General features: G+C 38.9%; 22 protein-coding genes and 1 pseudogene. 5 read left to right on the forward strand and 18 right to left on the reverse strand.

What is annotated here, in order from left to right; all coding sequences use genetic code 11:
- The 6 genes from CH365_RS19335 to CH365_RS19360 all read right to left on the reverse strand — a co-directional run.
- On the reverse strand, nucleotides 1–1,392 hold a 1,392-nt coding region (locus tag CH365_RS19335; protein WP_100770190.1), incomplete at its 3' end, for a sulfurtransferase.
- A gap of 12 nt (nucleotides 1,393–1,404) precedes the next feature.
- Nucleotides 1,405–2,376, reverse strand: coding sequence for a hypothetical protein (locus CH365_RS19340; protein ID WP_100770191.1), 972 nt, complete (start codon nucleotides 2,374–2,376; stop codon nucleotides 1,405–1,407).
- Nucleotides 2,377–2,394: 18 nt separating this feature from the next.
- Nucleotides 2,395–2,763, reverse strand: a complete 369-nt coding sequence (locus CH365_RS19345) for a hypothetical protein (protein WP_100770192.1) — start codon at nucleotides 2,761–2,763, stop codon at nucleotides 2,395–2,397.
- A gap of 164 nt (nucleotides 2,764–2,927) precedes the next feature.
- The gene (locus tag CH365_RS19350; protein ID WP_100770193.1) at nucleotides 2,928–4,475 is read right to left on the reverse strand and encodes a sulfurtransferase; all 1,548 of its coding nucleotides are present in this window, start codon (nucleotides 4,473–4,475) and stop codon (nucleotides 2,928–2,930) included.
- Between the two features lie 392 nt (nucleotides 4,476–4,867).
- Nucleotides 4,868–5,452 carry a helix-turn-helix domain-containing protein gene (locus CH365_RS19355; RefSeq protein ID WP_100770194.1) on the reverse strand — a complete coding sequence of 195 codons (585 nt, stop codon included), beginning with the start codon at nucleotides 5,450–5,452 and terminating at the stop codon, nucleotides 4,868–4,870.
- A 128-nt stretch (nucleotides 5,453–5,580) separates the two neighbouring features.
- Nucleotides 5,581–7,011, reverse strand: coding sequence for an MptA/MptB family glycosyltransferase (locus CH365_RS19360; protein ID WP_244283330.1), 1,431 nt, complete (start codon nucleotides 7,009–7,011; stop codon nucleotides 5,581–5,583).
- Between the two features lie 88 nt (nucleotides 7,012–7,099).
- On the opposite strand from CH365_RS19360, the gene CH365_RS19365 reads away from it, so the two are divergent.
- Genes CH365_RS19365 through CH365_RS19375 form a run of 3 tightly spaced genes read left to right on the forward strand, consistent with a single transcriptional unit; the run spans nucleotide 7,100 to nucleotide 10,087 of the window.
- Complete coding sequence (locus CH365_RS19365) at nucleotides 7,100–7,984, forward strand: sulfurtransferase (RefSeq protein ID WP_100770195.1); 885 nt, start codon at nucleotides 7,100–7,102, stop codon at nucleotides 7,982–7,984.
- A 10-nt stretch (nucleotides 7,985–7,994) separates the two neighbouring features.
- The gene (locus CH365_RS19370) at nucleotides 7,995–9,359 is read left to right on the forward strand and encodes a multiheme c-type cytochrome (RefSeq protein ID WP_100770196.1); all 1,365 of its coding nucleotides are present in this window, start codon (nucleotides 7,995–7,997) and stop codon (nucleotides 9,357–9,359) included.
- A 5-nt stretch (nucleotides 9,360–9,364) separates the two neighbouring features.
- Complete coding sequence (locus tag CH365_RS19375) at nucleotides 9,365–10,087, forward strand: glycosyltransferase family 2 protein (protein WP_100770197.1); 723 nt, start codon at nucleotides 9,365–9,367, stop codon at nucleotides 10,085–10,087.
- On the opposite strand, the gene CH365_RS19380 is transcribed toward CH365_RS19375, so the two are convergent.
- Genes CH365_RS19380 through CH365_RS19390 form a run of 3 tightly spaced genes read right to left on the reverse strand, consistent with a single transcriptional unit; the run spans nucleotide 10,062 to nucleotide 15,443 of the window.
- The gene (locus CH365_RS19380; RefSeq protein WP_100770198.1) at nucleotides 10,062–12,362 is read right to left on the reverse strand and encodes a PAS domain S-box protein; all 2,301 of its coding nucleotides are present in this window, start codon (nucleotides 12,360–12,362) and stop codon (nucleotides 10,062–10,064) included. The genes CH365_RS19375 and CH365_RS19380 overlap by 26 nt on opposite strands.
- A gap of 19 nt (nucleotides 12,363–12,381) precedes the next feature.
- Nucleotides 12,382–13,587 carry an EAL domain-containing response regulator gene (locus CH365_RS19385; protein WP_100770199.1) on the reverse strand — a complete coding sequence of 402 codons (1,206 nt, stop codon included), beginning with the start codon at nucleotides 13,585–13,587 and terminating at the stop codon, nucleotides 12,382–12,384.
- Nucleotides 13,584–15,443, reverse strand: coding sequence for a PAS domain S-box protein (locus CH365_RS19390; RefSeq protein WP_100770200.1), 1,860 nt, complete (start codon nucleotides 15,441–15,443; stop codon nucleotides 13,584–13,586). The genes CH365_RS19385 and CH365_RS19390 overlap by 4 nt, the downstream gene beginning before the upstream one ends.
- Nucleotides 15,444–15,580: 137 nt before the next feature.
- On the opposite strand from CH365_RS19390, the gene CH365_RS19395 reads away from it, so the two are divergent.
- Entirely contained in the window at nucleotides 15,581–17,638 is a 2,058-nt protein-coding gene (locus CH365_RS19395) for a SpoIIE family protein phosphatase (protein ID WP_100770212.1), read from the forward strand.
- On the opposite strand, the gene CH365_RS19400 is transcribed toward CH365_RS19395, so the two are convergent.
- From CH365_RS19400 to CH365_RS19410, 3 genes are all read right to left on the reverse strand, one after another.
- Nucleotides 17,635–18,876: an SMP-30/gluconolactonase/LRE family protein gene (locus CH365_RS19400; protein WP_100770201.1), complete on the reverse strand. Its 1,242-nt coding sequence runs from the start codon at nucleotides 18,874–18,876 to the stop codon at nucleotides 17,635–17,637. The two genes, CH365_RS19395 and CH365_RS19400, sit on opposite strands and share 4 nt — an antisense overlap.
- Entirely contained in the window at nucleotides 18,873–19,760 is an 888-nt protein-coding gene (locus tag CH365_RS19405) for a M24 family metallopeptidase (RefSeq protein ID WP_100770202.1), read from the reverse strand. The genes CH365_RS19400 and CH365_RS19405 overlap by 4 nt, the downstream gene beginning before the upstream one ends.
- 86 nt (nucleotides 19,761–19,846) lie before the next feature.
- On the reverse strand, nucleotides 19,847–20,593 hold the full coding sequence (locus tag CH365_RS19410) for a helix-turn-helix transcriptional regulator (protein WP_100770203.1): 747 nt from the start codon (nucleotides 20,591–20,593) through the stop codon (nucleotides 19,847–19,849).
- A 367-nt stretch (nucleotides 20,594–20,960) separates the two neighbouring features.
- Here CH365_RS19410 and CH365_RS19415 point away from each other — a divergent pair, with 367 nt between their 5' ends.
- Nucleotides 20,961–21,278 (forward strand): hypothetical protein, encoded by a 318-nt coding sequence (locus tag CH365_RS19415; protein WP_100770204.1) that lies wholly within the window; start codon nucleotides 20,961–20,963, stop codon nucleotides 21,276–21,278.
- 68 nt (nucleotides 21,279–21,346) lie between these two features.
- Here the strand turns inward: CH365_RS19415 and CH365_RS19420 are convergent, their stop codons facing one another.
- The 6 genes and pseudogenes from CH365_RS19420 to CH365_RS20035 all read right to left on the reverse strand — a co-directional run.
- The gene (locus CH365_RS19420; protein WP_125226337.1) at nucleotides 21,347–21,886 is read right to left on the reverse strand and encodes a hypothetical protein; all 540 of its coding nucleotides are present in this window, start codon (nucleotides 21,884–21,886) and stop codon (nucleotides 21,347–21,349) included.
- Between the two features lie 118 nt (nucleotides 21,887–22,004).
- Nucleotides 22,005–22,583: a hypothetical protein gene (locus CH365_RS19425; RefSeq protein ID WP_100770206.1), complete on the reverse strand. Its 579-nt coding sequence runs from the start codon at nucleotides 22,581–22,583 to the stop codon at nucleotides 22,005–22,007.
- 390 nt (nucleotides 22,584–22,973) lie between these two features.
- On the reverse strand, nucleotides 22,974–23,384 hold the full coding sequence (locus tag CH365_RS19430) for a hypothetical protein (RefSeq protein WP_125226338.1): 411 nt from the start codon (nucleotides 23,382–23,384) through the stop codon (nucleotides 22,974–22,976).
- Nucleotides 23,385–23,623: 239 nt separating this feature from the next.
- Nucleotides 23,624–24,283 carry a hypothetical protein gene (locus tag CH365_RS19435; RefSeq protein WP_125226339.1) on the reverse strand — a complete coding sequence of 220 codons (660 nt, stop codon included), beginning with the start codon at nucleotides 24,281–24,283 and terminating at the stop codon, nucleotides 23,624–23,626.
- Nucleotides 24,284–24,289: 6 nt separating this feature from the next.
- Entirely contained in the window at nucleotides 24,290–24,808 is a 519-nt protein-coding gene (locus CH365_RS19440) for a hypothetical protein (RefSeq protein WP_244283331.1), read from the reverse strand.
- A gap of 165 nt (nucleotides 24,809–24,973) precedes the next feature.
- Nucleotides 24,974–25,312: pseudogene (locus CH365_RS20035) on the reverse strand (hypothetical protein); the annotation flags it as partial.

Raw genomic sequence — 25,312 nt, forward strand, 5'->3', positions numbered from 1 at the left:
CCCACCGCCTCCTCCTCCTGAGGAAGCAGAGCCGGAGAGATATTTTTTATCCTGATCAATGATATCGTTTGTACCTTTTGCAAAGTTGCGATCCGGAGTGAAGTAAGTTCCCAAATTAGAAATATTGGAAGCGTCTATCCCACCTTTTCCTACGTTATACGTAATCGATTCGCTTACAGTCCCCCTGTCTGTTCTCCAAGGAGAAACAGCGCTTATATTGGACCAAGCTCCGTTTGAATCGTAAGCAAGTGATCCCCATTCCACCCAGGAGCCATCGTAAAATCTAGTAGGATATCCAAGGATCGCAAGAGTTGCAAATCCAGTGATGGATGATCTTACGTTAGTTCTGCAATAAGCAATGATCGTCTGTCCCTCCGTATATCCGTTCGTAGAAAGAAGATTTTGAAGATCGGATTTAGGCAGAAACTCCTTATTCGCGTTTATAAAATTCGCAAAAGGAAGACTCTTCGCACCTTTCACATGTCCTTCAAAAGGTGTATAACAGCTAGGAGTATCCGCGCAGGTAAGATTAGAAGGCCCTACAGTACTTCCGGTTCCGTCGTATTCCGTAGATGATCTAGCATCCATGATAAAACTTCCCCCCACCGGAGCCGGAGTAGAATTCGTGAAAGTCGGATCGGTTATACCTTGGACGGCATTAAAAACATCTGCAAGTGTCGCTTGTAAAATTGTATGATCTCTATACAAATTTCCTACAGCACCTGCTCCGCTTGTTGTAGGAACAGTGTAGGAAGACCCTCCAGTAAGTTGAGAGGCGGCGATCTTAGCGGAAGCTGCTCCGTTCAAAACTGCTAGATGAGTTCTTTCTGCTCCCCAATAATACAATGTGTACCAAGATCGGAGAGTCATCATTAGGTTCCCGTCGGAAGGAATATCTTGTGCGAGTACAATCAAATCCGTTGCGGGATTTACTCCAAAACGTTTTAAGAAAGCATCGATATTCTTTCCTTCCGGAACGATGGTCTCAGTATCGATCAGTCCATTAAACCTAGTCTGTCCGAAAAAAGTATAATCTGTAGACGAAGCAGAAATCCCATACACTTTCACGTTAGTCTCCGGTCTTATATAGGAACCGGAAAGCGCTCCTCCGCTAATCTGAAAAATAATCAATCTCCCGCTGATCGCAGATGGACGGTTCGCAGCCCAATTCGATCTCCAGGATTCCAGAGTGGATGCAGTGATCAATCCGTACGTATTACTATTATAATCATCGTTAGATGCTGACAATAGTTGTGAAGTCTCAAAAACTTGCACAGGTTGAACCAAAGCCAGTTTCTGATATGGAGTGATATACTCCGGCGCATCACAGGATGCAAAAACCGAAATTAGTATAGAAAGAATTCCTAATTTTCTAATATTTAAATTTAACATATTCCCCTCCGATCATAGGTTAAATGGAAAATTGATTAGGAACCCGAAGGTTCTTAAAATTGCGGTGTTATAACCGGAATAGGTATGAGAATAGAAGAAGTTATAGTAATTCCCATATTTATCCGTATAACCTAAACTCACTTCGAGATTATGATATATTTCTTTTCTTCCCCAAGCTGGCCTTTCATGTTCCAGGTAATAGCTATACCAATCCGTTCCAAAAGGTGCAATCGAGGGTGTATCTACTTGGATCAAGTTTAGAGGAGGAGTTCCTTTAGGATCTGCAAACGCGTATCCCCCCTGACCGATCTGGCCTCTACTCCCCACAATGAAGATAAATGAATCTAAGAAACGTTTGTATAATGCTCCGTAATACAGAACATCATCCGGCACAGGCTTTTCTCTTCTTCGATAACTCCATTCTCCAAGAGCGCCTAAGCCCCAGACATTAAAGTCTTTACCTAAGTAAATATTTACTTCTGCACCATTAGCTCCATCTCCGAGAGCTTGAGGGTTTCTATCATAATCCCCCTTTTTTATTCCACCAATCCTTACGCTGACTGTCGGAATCCAGATAGATTCGAAATCGTATTCATCCAAAACCTTATAACGTAAACCGGCCCTGGAATCTATGATCCCGTATTTATCAGGCTGCTCCGGAGAAGTTAAGGTACCAAAATAGCGGTCTATCAACTGGGTCCTTCCCAATTTACCGAAACCGGTTTGTAGATCCACAGTCAAGCGGTCGGTAATGCCGTATTCGAAAGCAAGAGCACCCACATTGATACGAACATCATCGTCGTAAGTTGTATGGTATTTACCTACATAAGCCGAATCATAAACTGAATTCACTGCAGTAGTCCGAACCCATAATTGTCTTTGGTAAGGGGCCCATACCGTCTGAGAAAATAATTCCCCGATAAAAATAGGTTGGGCCAAAAATAGAAGGGGAAGAAAAACTCCCTTCTTAAATAAAGATTTCATTATATGATGATTCCCTGATTAATCCTTTTTTTCCTCCAACTTCACGTTGAAGCGGATGCTTACGAAAAATTCCAAAGCGGAAATCTGTTCTTCGGATAATTTGCCTGCCAAATCCTCCAGGTTTACCCTTCCTTTTTCGGAGTTGGGTAAAGAGCCTTGAAGATATTCCAAACGGTTTTTCTGGGATTTGACTAGATCTTCTTTTTTGGCATCTAAGGCGACCTCTGCGTTGTAGATTGCCTTGCCTAAATTGAATTTTTCCCTTTCTTTTCCACGAAGAGCTTGCCCGGCAACCCCGCCGCCGCCGAATCCTCCGGAAGCTAAAATCCCTTGCAAAGAAGAGAAGGTCAGTGCGCCGATCAGCGCGTATATATATAATATTTTCATAAAGCAGTAACTCCCTCTTTTTTTTATAGTCCGCCTTAAAAACTTAGGTTATCGATAAGTGTTTAGTCGCGGGCTTCAAGAACCTGGACCATTGGGACAGGTTCTTATGTTACAGAATTGAAAAAAGGCGGAGATATCTCCGCCCAACGTATATAAATTTTGATTTATTGGTTTTTGTAGTTCCAATCCTCTACGAAAGCTTTCTTGGTAGTAGTCGCCGAAGAGTTGATTTGGAAATAATCTACAGTAGATTTTTTCACACCTGTATTGTAGTGAGCTCCTAAACCGGATCCTCTTGCGCCTGATTCAATCACTCCTTGAACATCTGGAGCGAATTTAGCAGGAATAGAAGGAAAAGTTGCAGCTCCTGCACTCACGTCGTCATTGAAATTCGCCGGAGGGAAAGCTCCCGCGAGTAATCCAAAGATGCTCCAACCGTCTTCAACGAATACGGAAGGACGGCCCAAAATCAACTGAGTGGAAATACCGCTTGTTTGAGTTCTAGTGTTAGTTCTGCAGTATTGAAGAATGGTTTGTCCTTCTTCGTATGCAGGAGCACCTGAGTTAGGTCCACCAGTAGTTCCGTATGTATCCCAAATATCCTGAACGTCAGCTTTAGACTTGAACTTCAAAGTATTAAAAGTTCCTGCAGCAGAAGCACCGTAAGCATAGGTGTTATCCAGGTTCGCACGTTCAACTACATTGTAGTGAGGGACAAAGATCGCTCCTTTCAAGTGACCTTCGAATGCAATCGCTCCACCAGAAGTTTTTGTGGTTCCGGTAGCGTTCTCATCTCCGTTATACTCCTGCCAACCTGCCGAAGCAGTATAAGATCCGATTGTATTGGTATTATTCTTAGTTCTGTTATCAGAGATCAAAACAGTGGAAGAGAGACCCTTCACGCTATGATTTCCGTTATTTTTTACTACTTCAATTACGTCTTCGATACTTAAAGTTAAGATTCTGTTATCTACATTCTTCAGTTGTTTAACTGAGAAAGTTCCATTTAAAGGCGGAACAGACTCGTCAGTATCATTACCTAATTCTGCTTCAGGGAATTGACCTTTGATAGTTCCATTTAGGATCGCAAGATGCTCGTGAGCCACACCCCAATATCTTAATGAATAATGTTGGTGACCGATAGAACCATAGTTGTCTCCGTTACCGCTTGCAAATACGATTAAGTCCTTAGTAGGATCAACTCCATACGTATGGAACCACTCGTCAATATTTGCACCGCTAATAAGACCGAAACCTCCAGTAGCAGCAGTACCACCAGGGATAGAGATTAAATCGTTATCTCTAGTCTCTCTGAAAGTTTTCCAGGAATAAAGTGCAGAATTGTTTCCATCGACAGCGAAGAAAACTTTTACTCCGGTCTTAGGAAGAATTAAACTTTTATTCGCATCTGCACCCACTTTGCTAGTTTGGTAAATCACTAAGTTTCCGGTAATACCTGCAGGCTTATTATTCGCCCAATCGTTCACCCATGTTCTGAGAGTGTCCGCCGAAATAAGACCATATTGGTTTTCGTTATAATCATCCGCAGATTCGATCGATAAATCGGAAGCACTCGCAACTTTTACGCCTGATGCTCCTCCGCCGATTGCAGCTAATGCAAGTGCGGAACTGTCAGAAGATCCTTCTCCACAATTCCCGAGTAATCCCAGCGCAATTGCCAGGAGGCTCGAATAAATGAGCGTATTTTTCATTTTGTTCTCCTTAAATGCTGGTCCGGTCGGGGTTCCCTCATGTTTATTCCACAGCGGACTCTAAGCACAAAGTCGAGACAAGGCTCCGTTTTTACCAAGATTATTTCAATATAACGAACATATTATCTAATTAATTGGACAATATATTGCATTAACGCATCAATTTCTTAAACAAAACGGAGTAGACTCTAAAAAATTGGAAACAAAATGAATGTAAAAAATGATTTTTGTGAATATATGCAATACAAGCGTTCGTTAAAGCGAACATTCAAAAATTAGAAATTACCTTTTTATAAAGTTATTCGCCTTACGAATGCACATGCGGGCCCAGATCTAATTATACGCCTGCCCTTTTGGAATTGAAATTAGTGAATGGAGAAAGAGATTTGATTTTAATCGTCGGAAAGAGAAGAGGACCAGATCAGGTAGGAATCTTTCTCCCCTAAATTTGCAAGTTCTTGCAGGTCTTTTCCCAAGAAGGTCATGCTGTCTCCCTCTTGTAGATCGAACCATTTCCCTCCTACTTTCAAACGAAGCGCACCTGATTGTAGGAACAAATTCTGTCTTTGTTTGGATTGAACTTTTGTAATAAAGGTTTTAGCGACTCCAGGAAGAAGTCTGATTTCAAACAATCTAGTCTGAAATCTAGTTTCTTCATGAAGAAGAGGACGGATCACAAACTGGTTCTCTTCTACTGAATTTTCGGTGGAGTCTTCTTTCCTATAAATTTTAGGAAATTCTTCCTTAGAAAATTCCATAAGACTGGACAAAGGTAAACGGATTGCCTTTGAAATTTTCCATAATAGCGCAATAGAAGGTGCAGCCTTTCCAGATTCTACAAGGCTTAACATTCCTCGACTGACCTGAGATAATTCTGCAAGCTTTCCAAGAGAAAGACCTAACTCTTGTCTTCTCTTTCGAACCAAGGTCCCAATAGATTGGATCAAACCTCTTTCAATCGGATCGATCGTTGGCATACTCGGTTCTCCTTACTGGTCCGGAATTTTGTTTATTCCGAACAGTTATAATAACATTTCATCCAACTTATTGGAAATACTGTCCAAAATAACAATCAAAATTCTTTCAAAGGAGAAAAAAATCTTATTTAGCCCAAAAGTGACGGTTTTTCGAGAGAATTGGTGATTTTAGAAGAAAACCTAATTCGAAACCAAATAAGAAGAATAGGAATGAAAAGAAAACTGATCGAGATTAACAGAAAATCCGGATGTGCATAATAACCTTTTTCTAATACGGATTTCCAATCTCCCAGATTCGCGTAGTTCAAATAAGAGATCTGTCCCAAGAACAAAAACGCCCAAGAAGGCCAAAAGAACCGCGAGATCCTGAGTAAAAAGGGTAACATCCAAAGTAAATACCAGGCGTTTACCACAGGGGAGAAATAAAAGAATAAGAAGAAGGTAATGGAAAGCTTCTCTTCTTCTCCCAAACAGTATGAATATCTTTTATTCAAAAAAAATAATATGCTTAAAACAGCCGGAAAGGCCCAGAATACCCGAGAATATTCTCCAAATATAGTATGAAGAATATTATAACCCAAGGGGAAGAATGTAAAACTTCCTATAAACCGACTTAGAGCTGTAAAATCCGTTTCTTTGGAAAAGAATAGAAAAGGAGAATAGACTAAGACTATCCCCAAAACAGAAAAGGTTGCATCTATTCCTGCCTTTTTCCAATTACGATCCCTGTCCCAATGCAACTTTAATAAAAACGGGAAAAGTAAAACCCCGAATCCTTTTACAGCAAGGCTGAGCCCCCAGATAAAAAAACTTAAACGAAACCTATACTTCTCCGCTAAATAAAAAGAATAAAACAAGAGAAAGATCCCAAGAATATCCGGATGGGCGTTCAGAAAAACTTCTTTGATGAGAATCGGATTCCAAAAATATAAAGCAGAAGAACGAGCTCCATACTTAACCCTGATCAAAAAAAATAGAAGAATGTCCGGAGCTAAAAGAAAAACTTTGAGAGCCCAGAGCTTCCAAGGAAATAAAAGATGAATGAGATAGAAATAAATTTCTAACACTGGGCCATAGATGGTGGGCCAGTCGGGATGATTGATCCTGGAAAGTATTTCCGTTCTGGTAGGATCTAATTCTCCAAAAAAAGCTTCAGGAGTGATTCCATAAGGACTTCCTTTTTCGGAGCTGATCCATCCATCCCAAAGATAACGCGCCCAATCGTCTTCGAAGATAGGAGCGGAAAAGATCAAAATAACTCGAACCAGAAGTCCTAAAAAAAAACTTAATTTTCCGGCTGTTTCAAAAGTTTTAGAAAGAAATAAAAATCCATAAACAACACTTAGCCCGCAGAACCCGAGAATATACAAAGTTCCGCTTAAACTTCTTTCCCAATTTGTCCTTTCCCAGAACTGGAAAATGCATAGGTAAGCAAGGGTTACAAGGATCCAAATCAGATTTGTCCGAGTTAAAATGTGACTTCTTCTCTCTTTATTCCTTTCGAATTCCAAGGTCCAGTTCCCTCTTTCACCGTTACATACCATTAAAAATACGGACATTTGTCTGTAATATTAAAAATATTCTGTTATATAGGATTTTTTGTATTACTTATTGACGAGTTTTACGCCCCAACCCAAGTTAGCCCAAATGAAACTCTTAATCTCCTTTGCCCTCGTTTTTCTCATTTCCTCTTCTCTTCTTGCCTCCGAAAAACTTTCCGGAGTCAGGGGATGGTTTATCAGCGCGCCAGAAGCATTGTATCTTTACGGGCAAGGCGCTGTGTTCGTAGACGCAAGAGATGGGATCAAAGTATCCACATTTTCCAAGTCTGTTCCCTTGGGTTGGCAAGAGATCTCTCAGAAGGAATTTCCTAACCAAGGAAATCTAATCCAGGCTTCGGAAGCAAAGGAACTACTACGCAAAAAAGGTTTGGATTTTAATAAGATCGTATTGGTATTCGGGGATCCAACAGGTGGATGGGGAGAAGAAGGTAGGATCGTTTGGTCATTGCGCACATTAGGTTTTTCTAAATCTTTCGTAGTCGATGGAGGAATTAACGCTTTGCAAAAAGCTTCTAACTCTCCTATCCCGATCCGCCCGGAAATTCTTTCTAAAATAAACGCGTCCGCTTTGGAAAATAAAAATTGGTCCGCAGATTCAAAATTGGTCCTAAACGAACTATCGGATAAAAAATTCGCATTCATAGACACCAGAGAAGAAAGAGAATTTTTGGGGCAAACTCCTTACGGAGAGTCCAGAGGAGGACATCTTCCCGGAGCAAAGTGGATTTATTATAAACAATTTTTGGATAAAGACGGATTTTTATTAAGCGAATCCAAGATCGTAGCTAAATTATACGAATTAGGGATTTCCAAAGATAAGACAGTGATCTCTTATTGTACTGGAGGGGTAAGGTCCGGCTGGATGACATCCGTTCTGGTTTCCTTGGGTTATAACGCAAAAAATTATGCAGGATCTATGTGGGAATGGTCTTCTAAAGGGGATCAAAACCACCCCTTAGTAACTAGATAAAATTTTTATAATGTTCTTAAACAAAAAAAGAAGTTTCCTTCTAGCGGCTCTATCTTTATCCTTAGCCGCTAGCTTATTCTATTGTATTTTTACAAAACCGAAAGATAAACCGATTCCTGTGGACGAAGTTTTTTCTCAGGCTCCTTGGTCTAAACCTTTACCTATCCTTCCCCCTCTTGCGGGAGTGGGAGAAGTTCGTGCCGAAAATTGTGGAAGATGCCATGTAGAAATTTACGCAGAATGGAAAACATCCACTCATGCAAACGCTCTTTCGGATCTTCAGTTCCAATCTGAACTTTCCAAGTCTTCTTCTCCGCGTTGGCTTTGTTTAAACTGTCATACTCCTGTTGCGAACCAAAGAGAGACCCTTGTTAATTATCTAAATAACGGAGATTATAGAACTCCTATAGAAGAACCGAATCCCGACTTCGATCCTAAGATGAAGGCGGAAGGAGTAACTTGTGCCGTATGTCATGTTCGTTTGGACGAGCAAGGTAATTCCTATGTTCTAGGTGCAAATGGAAAAACAAAACCTCCTCATCCTGTGAAAATCATTCCGGATAAATTGAAAAATAGATGTTTGGATTGTCATAATGCAAATTACGTTTTGGACGACCAATTGGTATGCGCTTTCAAAACAGGCAATGAGTTAGAACAAAGCGGGAACTCCCACGGAAAGTTAGCCTGTGGTTCCTGCCATATGGGAGAACTACAACGTAAACTAGTCAAACCGGAGCTAAATACTCCAATCCGTACTTCTCATAAACATTCTTTTATAGGAGGAGGAGTTCCGAAAAAATTCGAACTCTATGAGAAACAAATTCTTGGAGGATATAGGACCGGCCTAAAGATAAATCCAATACAATGGAAGCAAAAAGGGAATGATCTGGAATATTCTGTTTCGCTTACTAATGAAAAGGCAGCTCATAATATTCCCACAGGAGATCCTGAAAGATTTATACTTCTGAAAATTTCCGTATTAGATTCCAAAGGAAAATCTCTTGCAACCAAAGTGATCAAATTCGGTCAAGAATGGGAATGGTATCCGAAGGCGAGACTGGTTGCAGATACGCGCATCCTTCCCGGAGAAACCAAGGTTTGGAAAGATTTATTTGTAGGGATTAAAAAAGACCAATCGAAAATCGTATTCGAAATTTATCATACTCGACTGAAAGAATCTAATGCAGAACATATGAGAAAGAATAGTGAGAATGTTAGCTCGGATGATCTTCGTAAAAAGATCTCTAAAATAGAAAATCATTATCCTTTTTCTAGCATAGTTCATAAAGAAGATATAGATCTAAACTCCGGAAAAAGTAGGGTCTATTCCCCTGAGGAACTTTTCAGGATCTCTAAAAATAGAAGAGGAGAATAAACCTTTTGCAACCTCCCTGGGCAAATTCTAAATTTTTGATCCCTGCCCTAAATGAAGAAGAATCCTTACCTAAAGTTTTAGATTCTCTCTTCAAATTCGGGATCCTGCCCGAGCAAATTTTAATCTTGGATAATGGATCGAAAGATTCCACTCCGCAAATTGCAATCGATGCAGGAGTCATCTTGATCCAAGAACCTAAAAGAGGTTATGGTGCCGCATGTTTAGCAGGGATTCATTATCTTCAGAAGAAAAAGGTTTCTCCCGAATTTATCGTTTTTATGGATGCAGACGGCTCGGATGATCTCGAAAATTTAAAGGATTTATTCGCTCCATTCTCCCAAGACCCAAATACAAATTTTGTGATAGGATCTAGGACCTTAGGAAATGCGGAACCCGGTTCCTTGTCCTTCTTGCAGAAATTCGGCAATTGGCTTTCTTGTTTTTTAATCCGAATTTTTTACGGTGTGAAATTCACTGACCTTGGGCCATTCCGTGTACTTAGATGGAAATCCCTGTTGGATTTGGATCTACAGGATCCTACTTGGGGATGGAATCTTGAAATGCAAATCAAAGCGATCCGGAGGAAATTTAAAATCCAAGAAGTTCCGGTCCATTACGAAAAAAGAAAAGGTGGAAAGTCTAAGATAAGTGGTAATTTAGTCGGAAGCCTAAAGGCTGGCGTGAAAATACTTTATATTTTCTTTAAGTTAACATTTTTTTCAACTTAGTCAATGTATAAGGTCTTCTCAAAACTTTCAAAGGAGGATCAAAATCGATTTCGGAATTCCATTCTGAAATTATAATCAACCGGTCTTTATTCTTAAACTGCTCCCAGTCAGAATTTCCGGATAGGATTTCTTCTTCTGCAAATATCGCATATATTCCTGAATAATTTTCCAGGACGGTTTTCGCTTTCTGCATATCGTAAACAGGAAATATATCGAATCCTAGTTTTTTCAATAAAGCGACTAAGTAAGTCTGCCCTTTTAAACTTCTTTCTAATACCAAAATTTTTTCTTTTCGATTTTCGTAGATAATATCAGGATTTCTGCTCAAGGGTAGAAAAATTTCCACACAGGTACCTTTACCTATCTCACTATGGACATGTACCATTCCGTTGGATTGTTTTACAAATCCGTAAACCATTGGCATACCAAGACCGGTTCCTTTTCCGGATTGTTTTGTAGTAAAGAATGGTTCGAACAATCTTTCTAATACACATGCATCCATTCCGGATCCTTCGTCCCGAACGGAAATGATACATGCATCTTCCATATCCACAAATCCGGGGATCATAGATCTATGTTCTTTTCCTGCGGGGGAAAATCCAGTGCTTACTAAAATTCTTCCTCCCTGAGGCATGGCGTCTCTCGAGTTCAAACAAAGATTGAGAAGTGCGTTTTCTAATCCATTCTTTTCAAAAGAACAAATCATCGGGAATTCCTCGAAACAGAATTCTATGTTTACAATATCGTTTCGGATCCGAGTGAGTATGTCGGCAAAATCGGAAATTACATGACTTACATCTGCTTGTTCTGGATTTAATGCCTGTTTACGAGAGAATGCCAATAATCTTTTGTTAAGTTCGGCACCTCTCCTAATTGCATCTTGAGCGGAGAATACTCTTTTTAATAGTTCAGGTGTTTCTCTTAGGTTTAGCTCTAAAAGATCCAAATTAGCCAAAATGATATTCAGAAGATTATTAAAATCATGGGCCATTCCTCCTGCGAGTTGACCCACTGCTTCCATTTTCTGGAATTGCCGAAGAGAATCGTTCAATTCTTTTTCTTCGGTAATATCCCTGCCGATGCAGAAAATCGTTTCTGAATCAGGAAGACGGATCGTATTCCAACTCATATAACGAATCTTTCCGTCTTTGGTTATATAACGATTTTCGAATCTTTCCTTAGATCCGGAGGAGATTTTTTCTTTGGTTAACTCTACATCTTCAGGATGCAGGAATTCCAACAAATTTCTATTTTTGATGTGTTTTCTTTCATAACCTAAGATCCTTTGGAAGGCAGAATTTGTTCTTCTGATCATACAATTGGAATCAACACTCAAGATGATCTCCGAAGAGAGTTCGATCAGTGCTTTTCTTTCCTCGTCGGCAACCCTTCTGCTTACCACTTCCGCAAAGCGTTTGGAGACAACTCCTAATAGATCTAAGTATGCTTCTTCCGGATTTAAAACTCTTTCAGATAAAAGTTCTATTTCATAAAATCTTCCGTGTGAAAGTATCGGGATGCCCATCCAAGAACGAAAACCTGCAGCTAATGCCGCATCTTTTCTTTTTAGCTCTGTATCGGCTGCGAGATCCGGGATAAAATATAATTCTCCCGATTCACTTACCTTCTTCAGTATCCCTTCTTTGATGCTGAAAAATTTGTTTATGGATTCCTTTCGAAATAAAAGTTGAAGGTCAGAACCATATACATACGGATCTTCTTCGTTTATATAAACTGTATTATCTTTAGATCTCCAGATCTGTCCATAATTCCATGCAGTATTTTTAATTAATGTTTTTAGGACCTTGTCAAATGCTGAACTTAGAGTATCTGAAGTAGAAATATCCCAGAGCAAACTTTCTCCAATTGCCCAGGAGATTTCTTTCTTTTTCCTTTGCGTAATATCTAGATAATAAACTAAAAATCCGTCAGGTTTCGGATAGATCCTAACTTCTATCCATGAGTTAAATGGTTCGTAGAATGCCTCAAATACACAGGATTTTCTGGTCTCCTTTGCCTTCTTGTATTGTGCTTCGAATTCTGTTCCGTAAAGCCTTGGAAAATCTGTAAGTAAATTTTTGCCGATCAGGCTCTCTTTTGGACTACGTATGACCTCTTCCGCTTTTTTGTTGATATACGTTAAGTTCCACTCCAGATCCGCAATGATAAATGCGTCAGGTATATGATCTAACAGTAAGTGTTCATCTTTATTTATTTCGGGAGTTTGGTCCGGAACCCCTTGTTCCGATAATCTGTTACTCTTTCCCGAGGACATTCTACCAAGGGTATAATTGTTAACCGAATTTGGAAAGAATTTCTGGGATTTTTTCTGGATGAATAGGCCTGGAATAATAATAACCTTGGCCCACATCGCAACCTGCTTCTTTCATCAATCTTTCTACTTCAGCGGTTTCGATTCCTTCTGCCACGACATTCATTCCTAATTTATGGCCCAAATCTATGGAAGCCTGACAAATAAACAATGATTCTCTATCCCTTGGGGAATCCATAACGAAGGATTTGTCTATCTTCAATTCAGTGAATGGAAATCTATGCAATTGTTTCAGGGAAGAATAGCCGGTGCCAAAGTCGTCGATGGATAGACCAATTCCGCGAATCCTGAGTCTGGTCAAAATATCCTGAGTAAAACGAATATTCTCCAAAAAGCCTGTTTCCGTAATTTCCATCTGGAATTGGCTCTGTGGAATTCCTTTGTTCTTAATTTTCGATAGTATTCTTTCCGGAAAATCCAGTTCAGTCAAAGTTACAGGAGAAACGTTAACCGCTACACGGAGTCTTCTTCCGTTTCCATGCCAGATCCTTGTCTCGTCCAGCGCTAGATCGATGATCTTCTCAGTCATCAGGTTTAAAATTGTGCTCTCTTTTTCCATCAAAGGTAAAAAAGAATCCGGAAACACTAATCCTAATTTGGGATGGTTCCATCTCACCAGAGCCTCGAAACCTTCTACCCTTCCAGTTTTTAGATCGAACTTAGGTTGATAATATAATACAAACTGGTCGGAACGAACCGCTTCTAATACTTCTTCCTTTTCGAATGTGGGCCCGGACTTTCCTTTTCCTCCGGTTTTGGTCCGAGAAGAAATATCACTTTCTTTTTCAGCAATCGCAGATAATATATTTCGTATGTCGGAGACTCGGATGGGTTTTTCCATGACGGCTGCGATATGCAGTCCGTATTCTCCGGCTAAGGTTTCCGCACTATGAAGTGTCCTTCTGTCCGCACCTGAGATCAAAATCACATCAGGATGAACATCCTTTTCGGACAAGAAGCGTATAACGTCGACACCATCCATTCCGGGAATCATCAAATCTAAGATCACACAATCGAAACTTGGATCCAGCATATCCAAAAAATCGGGAGCAGTATGAGATAGGGAAACGGAGAAGCCGCAATCTACAGCGATCTCTCCCAGAATTTTTGCGATCTCTTCTTCGTCGTCGAGGATCAGAAGTTTTTTTGAATTTCTTTGATCCGTCATGGAAGAATTTCTCCGATAGTGCGAACTGCTTCTTTCAAAGAAGTTTTGGTATAAGGTTTTCGAACCAGTGGGACAGTATTCGGAAGTTCTAAACTTTCTCTCCGGCTCGAAGAGGTTGCGATTATTTTCCCGGAACCGAATCTTTCCAGTTCTTTTTTAAGATCTATCCCCTTAGAATCTGCAAGTTGGAGGTCCAACAAAACAAAAGAGATCTCCGGATCGCCTGAGAAAAATTTAGCCAATCGTTTCATATCCGAACTCACATGAGGTTCGTAACCCAGCTCTCTTAAGTATACACAGGCCAACTCGGCAGTTTCTCGATTTTCTTCCATAACCAAAGTTTTCTTTTTGGTCACGAGAACTTCCTCATTCCTGTCCTGTTCATGCAGCGGCAAGAATATTAGAAAACTGGAACCATATTCTGGCGCGGTAATCACTTTTAAAAAACCGTTCGATTGTTTTACAAAACCGTAAACCATGGTCAATCCCAAACCGGTCCCCTTTCCTCCTCCCTTGGTCGAAAAAAAAGGATCAAAAATGCGAGCCTTAGTGATATCGTCCATGCCTGTCCCTGTGTCGGTAACGGTAACCAAAAAATAATCCTTTGCCTCCAATCCGGAAATTTTGGGGCCTTTTGTATCTCCGTTACGAACAAATCCGGTAGAAATAAATATTTTTCCACCCTCAGGCATGGCATCTCTTGCATTTAATGCAAGATTGAGCACAGCGTTCTCCAGCCCGGTCTTTTCTATGTCGCAAATCGTTTTCTCGTCGGCTATCTCGTATTCTATTTCTATTTTTTCAGTCCTGATCCTATCTAGAATCGGAACAAAGTCCTTTAATACTCGGTTTACGTCGCATGCTTCCGGATTCAAGGCCTGCTTTCTGGAAAAAGCAAGAAGCCTTTTATTGATCTCGACACCTCTTTGTATTGCATCTTGTGCGGACCTAACTCTTTTCATCAGATCTTCGGAATCTTTTAACTTCATTTCAAGAAGATCTAGATTTGCTAATATTACATTTAATAAATTATTAAAGTCATGTGCCATTCCCCCGGCAAGTTGTCCGACTGCCTCCATTTTTTGGGAATGTCTGATCCTTTCTTCCGAATTTCGTCTTTCCGTTATATCTCTTTCTATTCCCATCAAATGAGTGACAACGCCTTGCTCATTCACGATAGGAAAGATATCCATCTCGATCCAATATTCTTTTCCATCTTTGTCGTAATTGATGATCTCTTCGAAACAAGGTTTAGCTTCCGAGATTGCCTTTCGGATACGATCCAAGACTACCCTATCCGTTTTGGGGCCTTGCAGAATTCGAGGTGTTTTTCCTAATACTTCTTCTCTTTTGTAGCCGGTTAGCCTTTCAAAAGCACTATTTACATATACTATCTTAGGTCCGGGTTCATCTATGGGAGAAGCTTCCGTGATCAAAAAAATGTCCTTAGACCTTTCAATCCCGATCTTAAGAAGATTCAGATTCTCTTCCGTGGTCTTTGCTTGCAGTACTAGGCGTAAAGAACGGTCCAGAAGATCTGAACTTACACTCTCTTTAAATAACAGATCCGAGAAAATAATCTTAGAATTTTTCAGGACTTCTTTACTTTCCCGATTTTCGAGAATAGCGATAAGAGGGGGAAGATTCTGGGACTTCTCCAGAACCTCTATACTTTTTTGAAGATCGTATTGGAATAATATAACGTCAAAAGACTCGGTCTTAGTCTTACTTAAAGCATCTTGAAAATTTAAGGCTCGGGTACAGTTAGGCGTAAAGGATTCGATACCTCCTAAAAGAGTTCGGATCCACTTGTATTCTTCTTCCCTATCTTCTATAATTAAAATACTGGATCGCATCAGGCATTCGACGAAAAAACGAAGCGTTTAACCCGCGTTTCTCTTCCTAAAAAAAATCCGATCCGAATATTTTTAGCTATCAGAAATCTATATAGAGCATAAGCCTATTGAAATTTCTTATCAGGAAGATCCGGATTTTGAGCAAGAATAGAATACCGCATTGGTTCTTAGGATCTATACTATTCTTCTTTTTTTTAGGCTGCCAACCTGGAAAAGAAAACCCCAAAGTTTTAAAAGGGATCTTGGATCTAAGGCAATGGAATTTCCAAACTGACGGCAATATCAGTCTGGATGGAGAATGGGAATTCTATTGGAACGAACTTCTCCCCGATCTCAAATCTAAAGAGCAAATATCCTCACCTTCTTATATAAAAGTCCCAGCAAAATGGGACAAAGGACGTAACGTCACTCATAAATATCCTAGCCAGGGATATGCGAGTTATAGGGCGAAAGTATTATTACCCGAGGCAAATACACAGCTTAGCCTTAAGGTCTCTTCTATCAGTTCATCTTATACTTTGTTTGTGAATGGAAAAGAAATCTCCAAAGGTGGAAACGTTGCAAAAGAAGAATCCGAATATTCTCCCGGATACAAACCCGGAGTTTTTAGTTTTATCTCGGACAAATCAGAATTAGAAATCCTTATTTATGTTTCTAATTATAAATATTCGAACGGTGCCGGGATATGGAATTCAATCCAACTGGGAAATACTTCCGATATACAACAGGCTTCTTTAAGAGCCACCATGTTGGATTCCATCACATTTGGGACCTTGTTCGTGATGTCCTTATATCATTTTACGTTTTATTTAATGAGAAGAAGGGACCCTTCTGCGTTATTCTTCGCAGTACTCTGCCTGTGTATTGCCCTCAGAGTTTCCTTTTACGGAGAAAGGATCTTTTATAATGTATTTCCACTTTTCCGAAACTACGAGTTTTCGGTTAGAGGAGAGATCCTTTTCTTGTTCTTACTTTTACCAGGAACAATTCTGTATGTGCAATCCATATTCAAAGAACAATTCAAAAAAGACAAAGTATTCAATATTATATTTTACTTAAGTTTTCCCTTAGTTTTTTCTGCAGCCTTCCTTCCTACAAAATTTTATACCATGTCCTTCTTCATTAATTCTTTGGAAATAATGATGTTAGGAATTTTGACATACTTATTTTTCAGATTAGCGATCATGTCCGTAAAAAGGATAGAAGGAGCAAGAATTTGTTTTTTCAGCCTAGTGGTGAACCTCATCACAGTAGCGAATGACGTTTTATATCTGAATAAGTTTATAGATTCTTTCTACTTAGTGCCATACGGAGTCTTGGCGCTCGTCCTATCACAATGTATCTTACTTGCTTCAAGATTTTCTAAAGGATTCGTACTCGCGGAAGATTTAGGAGAAGAGCTCAAAAAACTAAATATAAATCTGGAACAGATCGTAGTCGAAAGAACGGAAAACTTGAACGAATCCTTAAAACTTCTAAAAGGAGACCTTTCTCTCGCTAAAAAGTTACAGCAGAAAACATTGCCTACTCTTAACCTAAACGGCAAAAATGTATCCATTCATCCGTATTATCTTCCCATGTCGGAAATCGGCGGAGACTATTATGATATTTTCGAACTGGAACCCGGATATTTCCGTTTATTTTTGGTAGATGCTACCGGCCACGGAGTGCAAGCGGCACTTCTTACAATGACCATCAAAGCCGAATTCGAAAGTATTAAATTCGTCAAAGATCAGCCTTCTCATATATTAGAATTATTAAATGCTGCATGTTGTCAAAAATACAAGAGTATCAATATTATATTCTCTGCTGTTTTAGCAGATATAGATCTAAATAATAATGTTCTGTATTATTCTTCTGCGGGACATCCCCCTCAAGTTCTAAAACAGAAACAAGAAGGCGCGGATTATCTATATTCCAGAGGACCAATCATCGGCTTAAAAAAGGAAGCCACATATAAAAATGTAACTGTACCCCTTCTCCCGGGAAATAGGATCTTTTTCTTTTCGGACGGTATTTTCGAAGAGTTCGATCAGGAGAAAAAAGAATTCGGAGAGAATAGAGTTTTATCAATCTTAAGCAGAAATACAGGCATCCAAGAAGTGGCGGAAGATCTAATCTCGGAACTACAAATTTTTGTAGGTCCGAGAGGTTTTCAAGACGATGTTACTTTACTTGCAGTAGAAGTTCATTAAAATTCCTTAATTTTCAAAGAAGATACAGGCAAAGAATATAACCCTCTTGATGTTTTATCAAAGGAAGGAAAATACACCCTATCTTCAAAGGGAACCGAAACTGAAATATCTTTAATCTTAGAACCGTCATGCATTGAATAGTAGAGAGGTTTTTTTGCACTCGGATCGATCACAAGTATTCCAGTATTATGGGAGATAGGTAGTATTTTCTGAGGCAAAGATAGAATAACCTTCTTAAGCCAAGGGTTTTTATGCACAAAATTAACAAGCCCGGATCTTCTTTTAATAATCCCAGTCCAGATCCGTCCGTTTTCGTCTCTCTCCAATCCATCCGCAAGACCAGGAAGATTTTCAAACAATACTTCCGAACTTCCCTGCTTTTCTCCTGTTAGAAAAGCTCTAATAATCCTAAACTTAGTGGTTTCCGTAAATACGACAGACTTCTCCTTTCCGTCCGAACTGCTTTCAATCAAGATTCCATCTACAAATGTAAATCCACTCAACACAAGCGAGACGGTATTTTTTTTACGATCCATCATCCAGAGTTTTCCATGAGGATAAAGTCCTATAGCTTCAGGAACCGCACCGCTGCCCATAGCCGCATCAGTCCTTTCGAAAGGTTCGGTGATATAGATACGATTTCCATCGCCGGATACAGCCAGATCATTACATAAAGAGAACGGTCTCGAATTTGAGGAATTTAAATCTTGAAGTGAGAAGGTAGGCATTTCAGAGAAGGAATATACCTTTTCAAATTCCTCTTTTTCTAATTTAGGAAGATTTAAAATGATCTGGTCTATTTTTTTAGATTTTATATCTACTTCGTAGAGCCCAACTCTATTTTTTTCTTCATAGACTTCTCCTCCAAGCCGAGAAGCACAGACTAAAATTTTATCCTTATTCTGATCTCCATATTGCATCCCGGCCGGATTGACTGGCGGTTTCACCCATTGCTCCGCCTTTCCAGTTAGAAAATTCAATCTCCAAATCCATCCGTCCATTCCGGAAGCATATCCGACTTCCTTAGAACGATCGAAAATTAGATCATCATGGCCAGGCAGATCCATCATCTCCACTTTAAGTTCATTTAGAAATGGATCCTGCTTATCCTGAACTTCCAAGATAGAAGAGGGAATATCCCCTAATTTATAGGATTCCCCTATTTTGATTCCGGATGGATTACATGCGCTCGCAAGGGCAAGAATCAATAACATTAATATTTTATAATTTATCCTCATACTGCTTCCAATAATTTTCCGTATTTTTGTACGTGTGGAACTTCTTCGTCCAACCAATAGGCTTTGTCTTTTTCTACCACAAGGATCTCTTCGAACTTAAAACCAGTTTTACCCCTTCCTAAATGAGGTTCTATAGCCCAAAGTCCTGTTTTCTCTCCTTCGTGATCCGGAGTCAAAAGTTCTGGCAGCACCCTATGGCTTAAGAACTCGAAAGATCCCTGTAGACTGAACCAACTTGCAAAACTGATGGGCAACAAAGGAAAAGAAATACTAGGCAAATGAACTTTATAAACTCTATGCCCAAGAACCGCAAAGGGATACAAAGAGTGGACATTATCAAATCCATTCTGCTTTGAATCCTGGTCGATCTTATGCCAGATCTCCGAAGAACTCATCGAAGAAGAAAATAGTTTAGGAAGTTCTGCTCTGAGTTTTAATAGATATCTCATGCCGTTATCTAACTCTGGATTTTTATGTAGAGAAGAAGAATACCCTATATCGCCGATGTAGCCGTCCACAACCGGAGACACATCTAAGATGAAAGATTCGTTTGCCTGCAATCTTCTTTTACTCGGATGAAATTGAGTGAACCTTTTGTACCCGTCAAATCTTGCATGCTCTCCGAACCAAGCGAAAGGACGATGCAGGAATACCTTAACCCCATGGTCCCTTAAGAATGTGTTCATTAATTTCACTGCTTGGAGCTCGGTCCAACCTTCTTGTATTTCTTTCTCTATTTCGGTAACGCATTGGTAGGCTAATCTTTGCGCTTTTAAAAATCCTGCCTTTTCTTCTTGGGTAGGAGTATGAATAGATCCGGAATTGTATCTGGAAATTTTGGAGGAGAGTTTGGATAAAAATCCTCTTCGTCTTTCAATCGGCATATAGTCTCTCTAAACTCTGATGAGAGAATATTAACAAAGTGTAGAGGCTTCTGCTTGAATGATTCCGGTATTGATAAAATTTTTGATTAGATTAGATCGCCTGATTCACAAAATCGAACCTCGATCGCCTTTAGATGCCCAAAAAATAAAGAAGGCACAAATCCAAAATTTTCCTTAAAGGTTCGAGTAAAATGAGCAGAGTCGGAGAAGCCCGCGGAATGTGCCGCGTCGGTAAGACTCTTTCCTTCTTTCAAAAGTTTTGCTGCTTCTAAGATCCGGACCCATAGCAAATATCTGCGCATTGGAATTCCCAGATTTTCTTTAAAAAGCCTGATAAGTCTATCTTCCGAAACTGAAAAATTTTTACCTATCTCCTTCATCCGAATACTATCAGGCATTTCCTTACGAATCATATTTGCAATCTGGACGATCCTTTCATCCATTACCTTCCCTAATTTTTGGAAAGGATAAATGGATCTAAGCAAATCTAAATGTAATTCCCAGGCTTCCAGATCGTTTAATTTTCCGTAATATAATTCCCATAATCTTTCCATCAAAGGTTGGAAGGTAGAAATATCCAACTTCTTCACTTCTCCCGCGACGGCAAATTCCGAGATGGATGAATATTCGTAAGTTTCCGGATCGATAAGTAGCGCGACCATCTCAATTCCAGGAGAAACAGTTTTATGATATGTATTTGGCCCTACCAAGGCCACACGATACTCTTCTTTTCCTTTTTCAGTCTCAATATTGATATCACTTTTTAAGGAAATGGCCAGGGTTGCAGCATAATGGGTATGGAAATCAGTCTGCATGGAATTTGTGGCAAACATGACTCGCCCATTCCATAAATAAAGAATTCCTCGGCTTGTAAAATCCATCTAAGGCTCTAATTCTCGCTCTTAATAAACAAGATGAACGATTTTCCCTACAAAAAGAGGAAGATCAAGAAGAAAAGTTAAGACCTCTCCATTAAAGAAATATTATAGTGTAGCTTGAAAGGAGTATTTAGCCCACCATTATCCAAATCTTGTTATTCCAGGATGTGCAGCATGAGCCTTTCGGCCTCCCAAAGGTGAGAAGAGATCGATCCGCATAAACATCATATATTAAAAATTCCTTATTAACAAGAGTATTTATTTTGCGGGAAGAAAAACGATTTTTCTATACAGAATTAGACTTCCTTAAGATCCTGAACCCATGCCAAACCAAGAGATAACCGAAAGACAAGCTATTATATTGAACGAAATAGACTTCAATTTCTTTCGTAATTTTGTTTCAAAACTCGAGCATACCCCAAAAATTCCAGATTATATAAATCTAATATTACATCCTAATCCTGGGAAAATCTATTATATTGGCATTGAATTTAGTTTCGCTCACCAAGAATATAAAATCCGGATTCACAGAGAAATTGCACCGGAATCAGATATGGAAAAGCGCTACGAGGTAGAAACAATCGAAGAAGTCCCCCTTGAAGGGATAAACGAAGTACTTCGAAAATATACGGATTCATAGTATTACCTCCTGATTTCAGATACTTCTTACATTAGAATTTCATTTCCTCTAAAAAGAAAGACGAACTCTTAATCGGATGAAGCTATCTCGATAGATCCGAGATTCCTAACCTTTACTTTTTCGTCTCCCTTCTCAAACATTAGAATTATCTTGGGCCTTGCATCTCTTGAATATAGAAAAGAAAATTCTCTAAGAATGCTCTCTCCCGGTTCAATCGAAATATCATCGAAAGCATATCTTTGCAAGAATGAACTTTTAAAATACCCCGCCTGTACTTCAAAGAAATTGCAGCAATATTCCACAAAAGCCGGTAAACTAGGTAGCTTACTTTCTCCTCCCCCGAATTCCAAAGAAGCAGCCGGAGCAAAAACAAATTTCTCAGAAGAAACATTTGAAATCAGAACGCTTACTACAAAGAAGTCTTTGGTTGGATCCTTTGGAGTACTCACCCTTCTGCCGGAGTAGTGCTTGTCTTTCCTAGTCGTCTCAACTATCTTTATCTGCACTCGCTTATCTTCAAACGCCGGCTTCTTCTCTTTTATTTGATTAGCCGTACAATTAATAATGAACATTAGTCCAAGTAAAAAGATCATATTTTTACGATTCAATTTAATATTATTTTCTCCCACATAACGTTTTTGGAATGGACGCCAAATAATTAAACATCCACCCCCAATAAGGTCGACTTAAGTTATTTATTGAACCCGTTGCCGGTTAATCGAAATCTTAAAAGAACCCTTTCGTAGTTGCTTCCGCCAAGGTCGCCCCTGCCAGTTCGTCTATTGCCTTCCGATAAGCTCCTTCTACACTAAAAAAAGGCATTAGCAAGAATGTCGGGAGCCAATTAAAATGAGTCATCTTATTCTCTTTCAGCACTTTTCCTAGAACTTTCCCTGCTTTATCTTTAAAAGTAGTTTCTAATGTAAACTCAGACGTTATGTAGCTTGGGATAATCGAGAGTGTAATTGCAGAAAGTAGAAACAAACCATTGGAACTAAGATCTTTTCTGGTAAGTTTAGTTTCCGCGAATAAGTCCGACTTTCCTTCTCCTTGAATAACATCTTTAAAGACGCCTGATTTAACAAAAGTATCTAATATAAACGATTTATTAACTCTTATTCCTTCTTCGCTCATAGCGGATACCATACCATTCGCCGTATTCTCCATCGAAAAAGCCATAGATATAGTCTTTGCTCCTGGAGATTTTGAGCTTATATTAATCTCCCCCAATTGTTTTGAATGAAATCCAAGACAATTACCGACCAACGCACCAGCGACAAAAATAATTAGAACTCTTTTTAACATAGAACCACTTTTTATTAAAATTTTCAGAATATACTCAATTGGAATATAAGCATGTCAAGTTATTTTAATATATTTTTTATACTGACACAAGTTAAGAATAGATGCATCCAAGAAGCATAATATTTTATGGAACTTTTACTTTAGACAATGTATTCTTCTTCTCAAATAGTCCTACAATAAATTTGAATTAGAGTCACGCCAGATGGACCAAGATCCTCAGCTTAAAGGATAAACTCATCACAAAGAAAGACGCAAGGAGGAACAGCCAGAAGAGTCGGTCCTCCAGATTTTTCATCCAGGTTATGAACGGTATGTGCTTAACCGATAGCAACACAGTAGGCTCGCACTATAAAATTATTCCGAAATTCACGTTAAAATCAGTTATAACTGTTAATTATATCGAAATGATTGAAACATCTCAAATAAGTTCAACAAGACTGTATTTAATTCGTTTTCATTCAAAAGCGGCATAGTGGCAGCAAACGATTCCAATATTACTACTTGTCCGTTTTTGAACTCATACATAAGTTCTTGCGCCATACCGAATGACAGCATAACCATGAATAGACGCTTCTTCTTAACGTTTGCAGGAATGTCGATATAAATATTATTCGACATATCTATTGATTTGATTGCCTCCGGAGTTTTCACAAGCTTCATTATCGGAGATTCGTTCTTCAGCCTTTCGAAAGTGAATTTTTTGTCTTTCACGATATATACTGTCACAACATGCGTAAGACAAGTATTCCCACAATTGCCGTCTTTACCAAAATCATAAGAAGTAGATCCATAATTCGGCATATCTCTCTTTAGCATTGTCCAATCCGAAGGCACCCATATCGAAGCATCTCCTTCAAGTTTATTTTGAACGTAATTCGAATACTTGATACCTCGAACTTCATTCGGGTCCGAAGACCGTGATACTGATGCCGATTGAGTTTGAGCACTTTTACATGTTAGCATCAAAACGCAAAAAAGGATAATTCCTAATATTCTAAACCTTTTAATCTTCAAACAAAGTCTCCCTTTCTAAACCCTTTTTATCGAGCAAAAGTTATTAAGTTCGCACCAACCAGCCCGGATAAAAATTGATTTGTTACCCCGCTTAGGATAAAAGGTCTTTCTTCCATAAAGGGGATTACAAAAACCATAGAAGTTCCTCCGATTAGAGTTATTTGATTTTTATACATTTGAGCCTTTAATTCTTTCGCAGATTTATCATATAACTTTACATCTGTCGAAATTTCCAAGTGGTATCCGGCAGGTATAATTCCGAGCGTTCCTAAACTTACAAAATTTCCCAGTGTTCTCAATACTGGATTAGTGGTTTCCTTATATTGAATATCGTAGTATATAACAGATGTATTTTTGGGCAATTTTTCCTTAGAAAAATCTTTTAATTCAAGAATTTCATATTCTTTAAAACATTTACAAGCTTCTACTTCTTCTTTAACTGCCTTTTCGAAAGCTTCATTCTCAGCATGAGCAACGCCGATTTCTACCCCAAATGCATTAAAGTATTTTAATGTATATGCAAATACTGTTTTTTCGAACTTCTTAGCAGGTGGAGTAATATTGACAGATATCAGTTTTTCCTGGCCAAAGCCAACGCAGTTTGCAACTAATATTGCAACTGAGATCACACCAATCAATCTTATTGTATTTTTTACCATAGATGGTCTTCCTTTATTTTCATTCATTGTATCTTAATACTCATTGCCTGGTGGATCGCAGTTTTCCCATTCTCTTTTGGTCGGATCTTGCTCCTGTGAGCACCATTGTATCTTATAATTCATTACACAATCTTGGATTGTTTCTATTTTTCCCTTTTGGATTTTAATTGATTTAACATCAAATAGTCTATTAGTCAAAAGAGTAAATCTGTCCTCGAATTTTGTTAATTGCAAAATCCTTCCAATAGGAAAAATTCCTATCTTCCAAAACTTAGTTCCTAAGTAATTAGTTTCTTGGAATATTCCGTCAAGCAATGGCTCATTTTCAAAATAAACTGTGTAAATATTCGGACTATTCTCTTTCAGTTGTAAAACAGAACTTTCAATATTTTCTTGCTCGTTTTCCACATACTGAATTTTGATTGTTAGATTTTGAGGATTAAATTCTCCACAAAATATCGTGCTTCCGTCTTTCTTAAGCTTCGAATTTCTCTTTCGTATCGCCTCGTAAATTTCTATAGAACTTCCTGTTAATATATTTTTTTTCTGCAAATATTCTTTCTTAGAAAGTACCCTATATATAGTATGACCCTTTTTCTCGGTCTGACCTTCAGTTATGGGAATGTTCTTATTCTCTGAGCGCGTATTGGCAGTGCAGCCGAGATACGATAGGAGAAAGAAAATAATTATCAAACGATTCATTTTTAAATTCCTTTATTAGTCATTAGGTCCATAGATCTTATATATCTTAGTTTTTTGGAAGTCCTTTAGTAATATCGGATCACCGAAACCGACATCGCCCAAACTTCCATTATCGTTATAATTGATCCAACCTTCATCGGTTTTCCTAATTAAACAAAAATGATTCGGCCCGGGTGGATTTCTATTATCAACCCAAATTTGGACAACATCCCCTTTCTTGTATTCATTCAATTTATCAGTCAATGTATCAAACGGTATTGGATTCGGCATGTCTATAATCTGACCTAACATCGCCGTAAATTTATTCGGTCCTAATAATCCTCCGAATAGAGAAAGAGACAAACTAGAAAAGTT

The organism is Leptospira neocaledonica, from assembly GCF_002812205.1.
GTDB classification, from domain to species: domain Bacteria; phylum Spirochaetota; class Leptospiria; order Leptospirales; family Leptospiraceae; genus Leptospira_B; species Leptospira_B neocaledonica.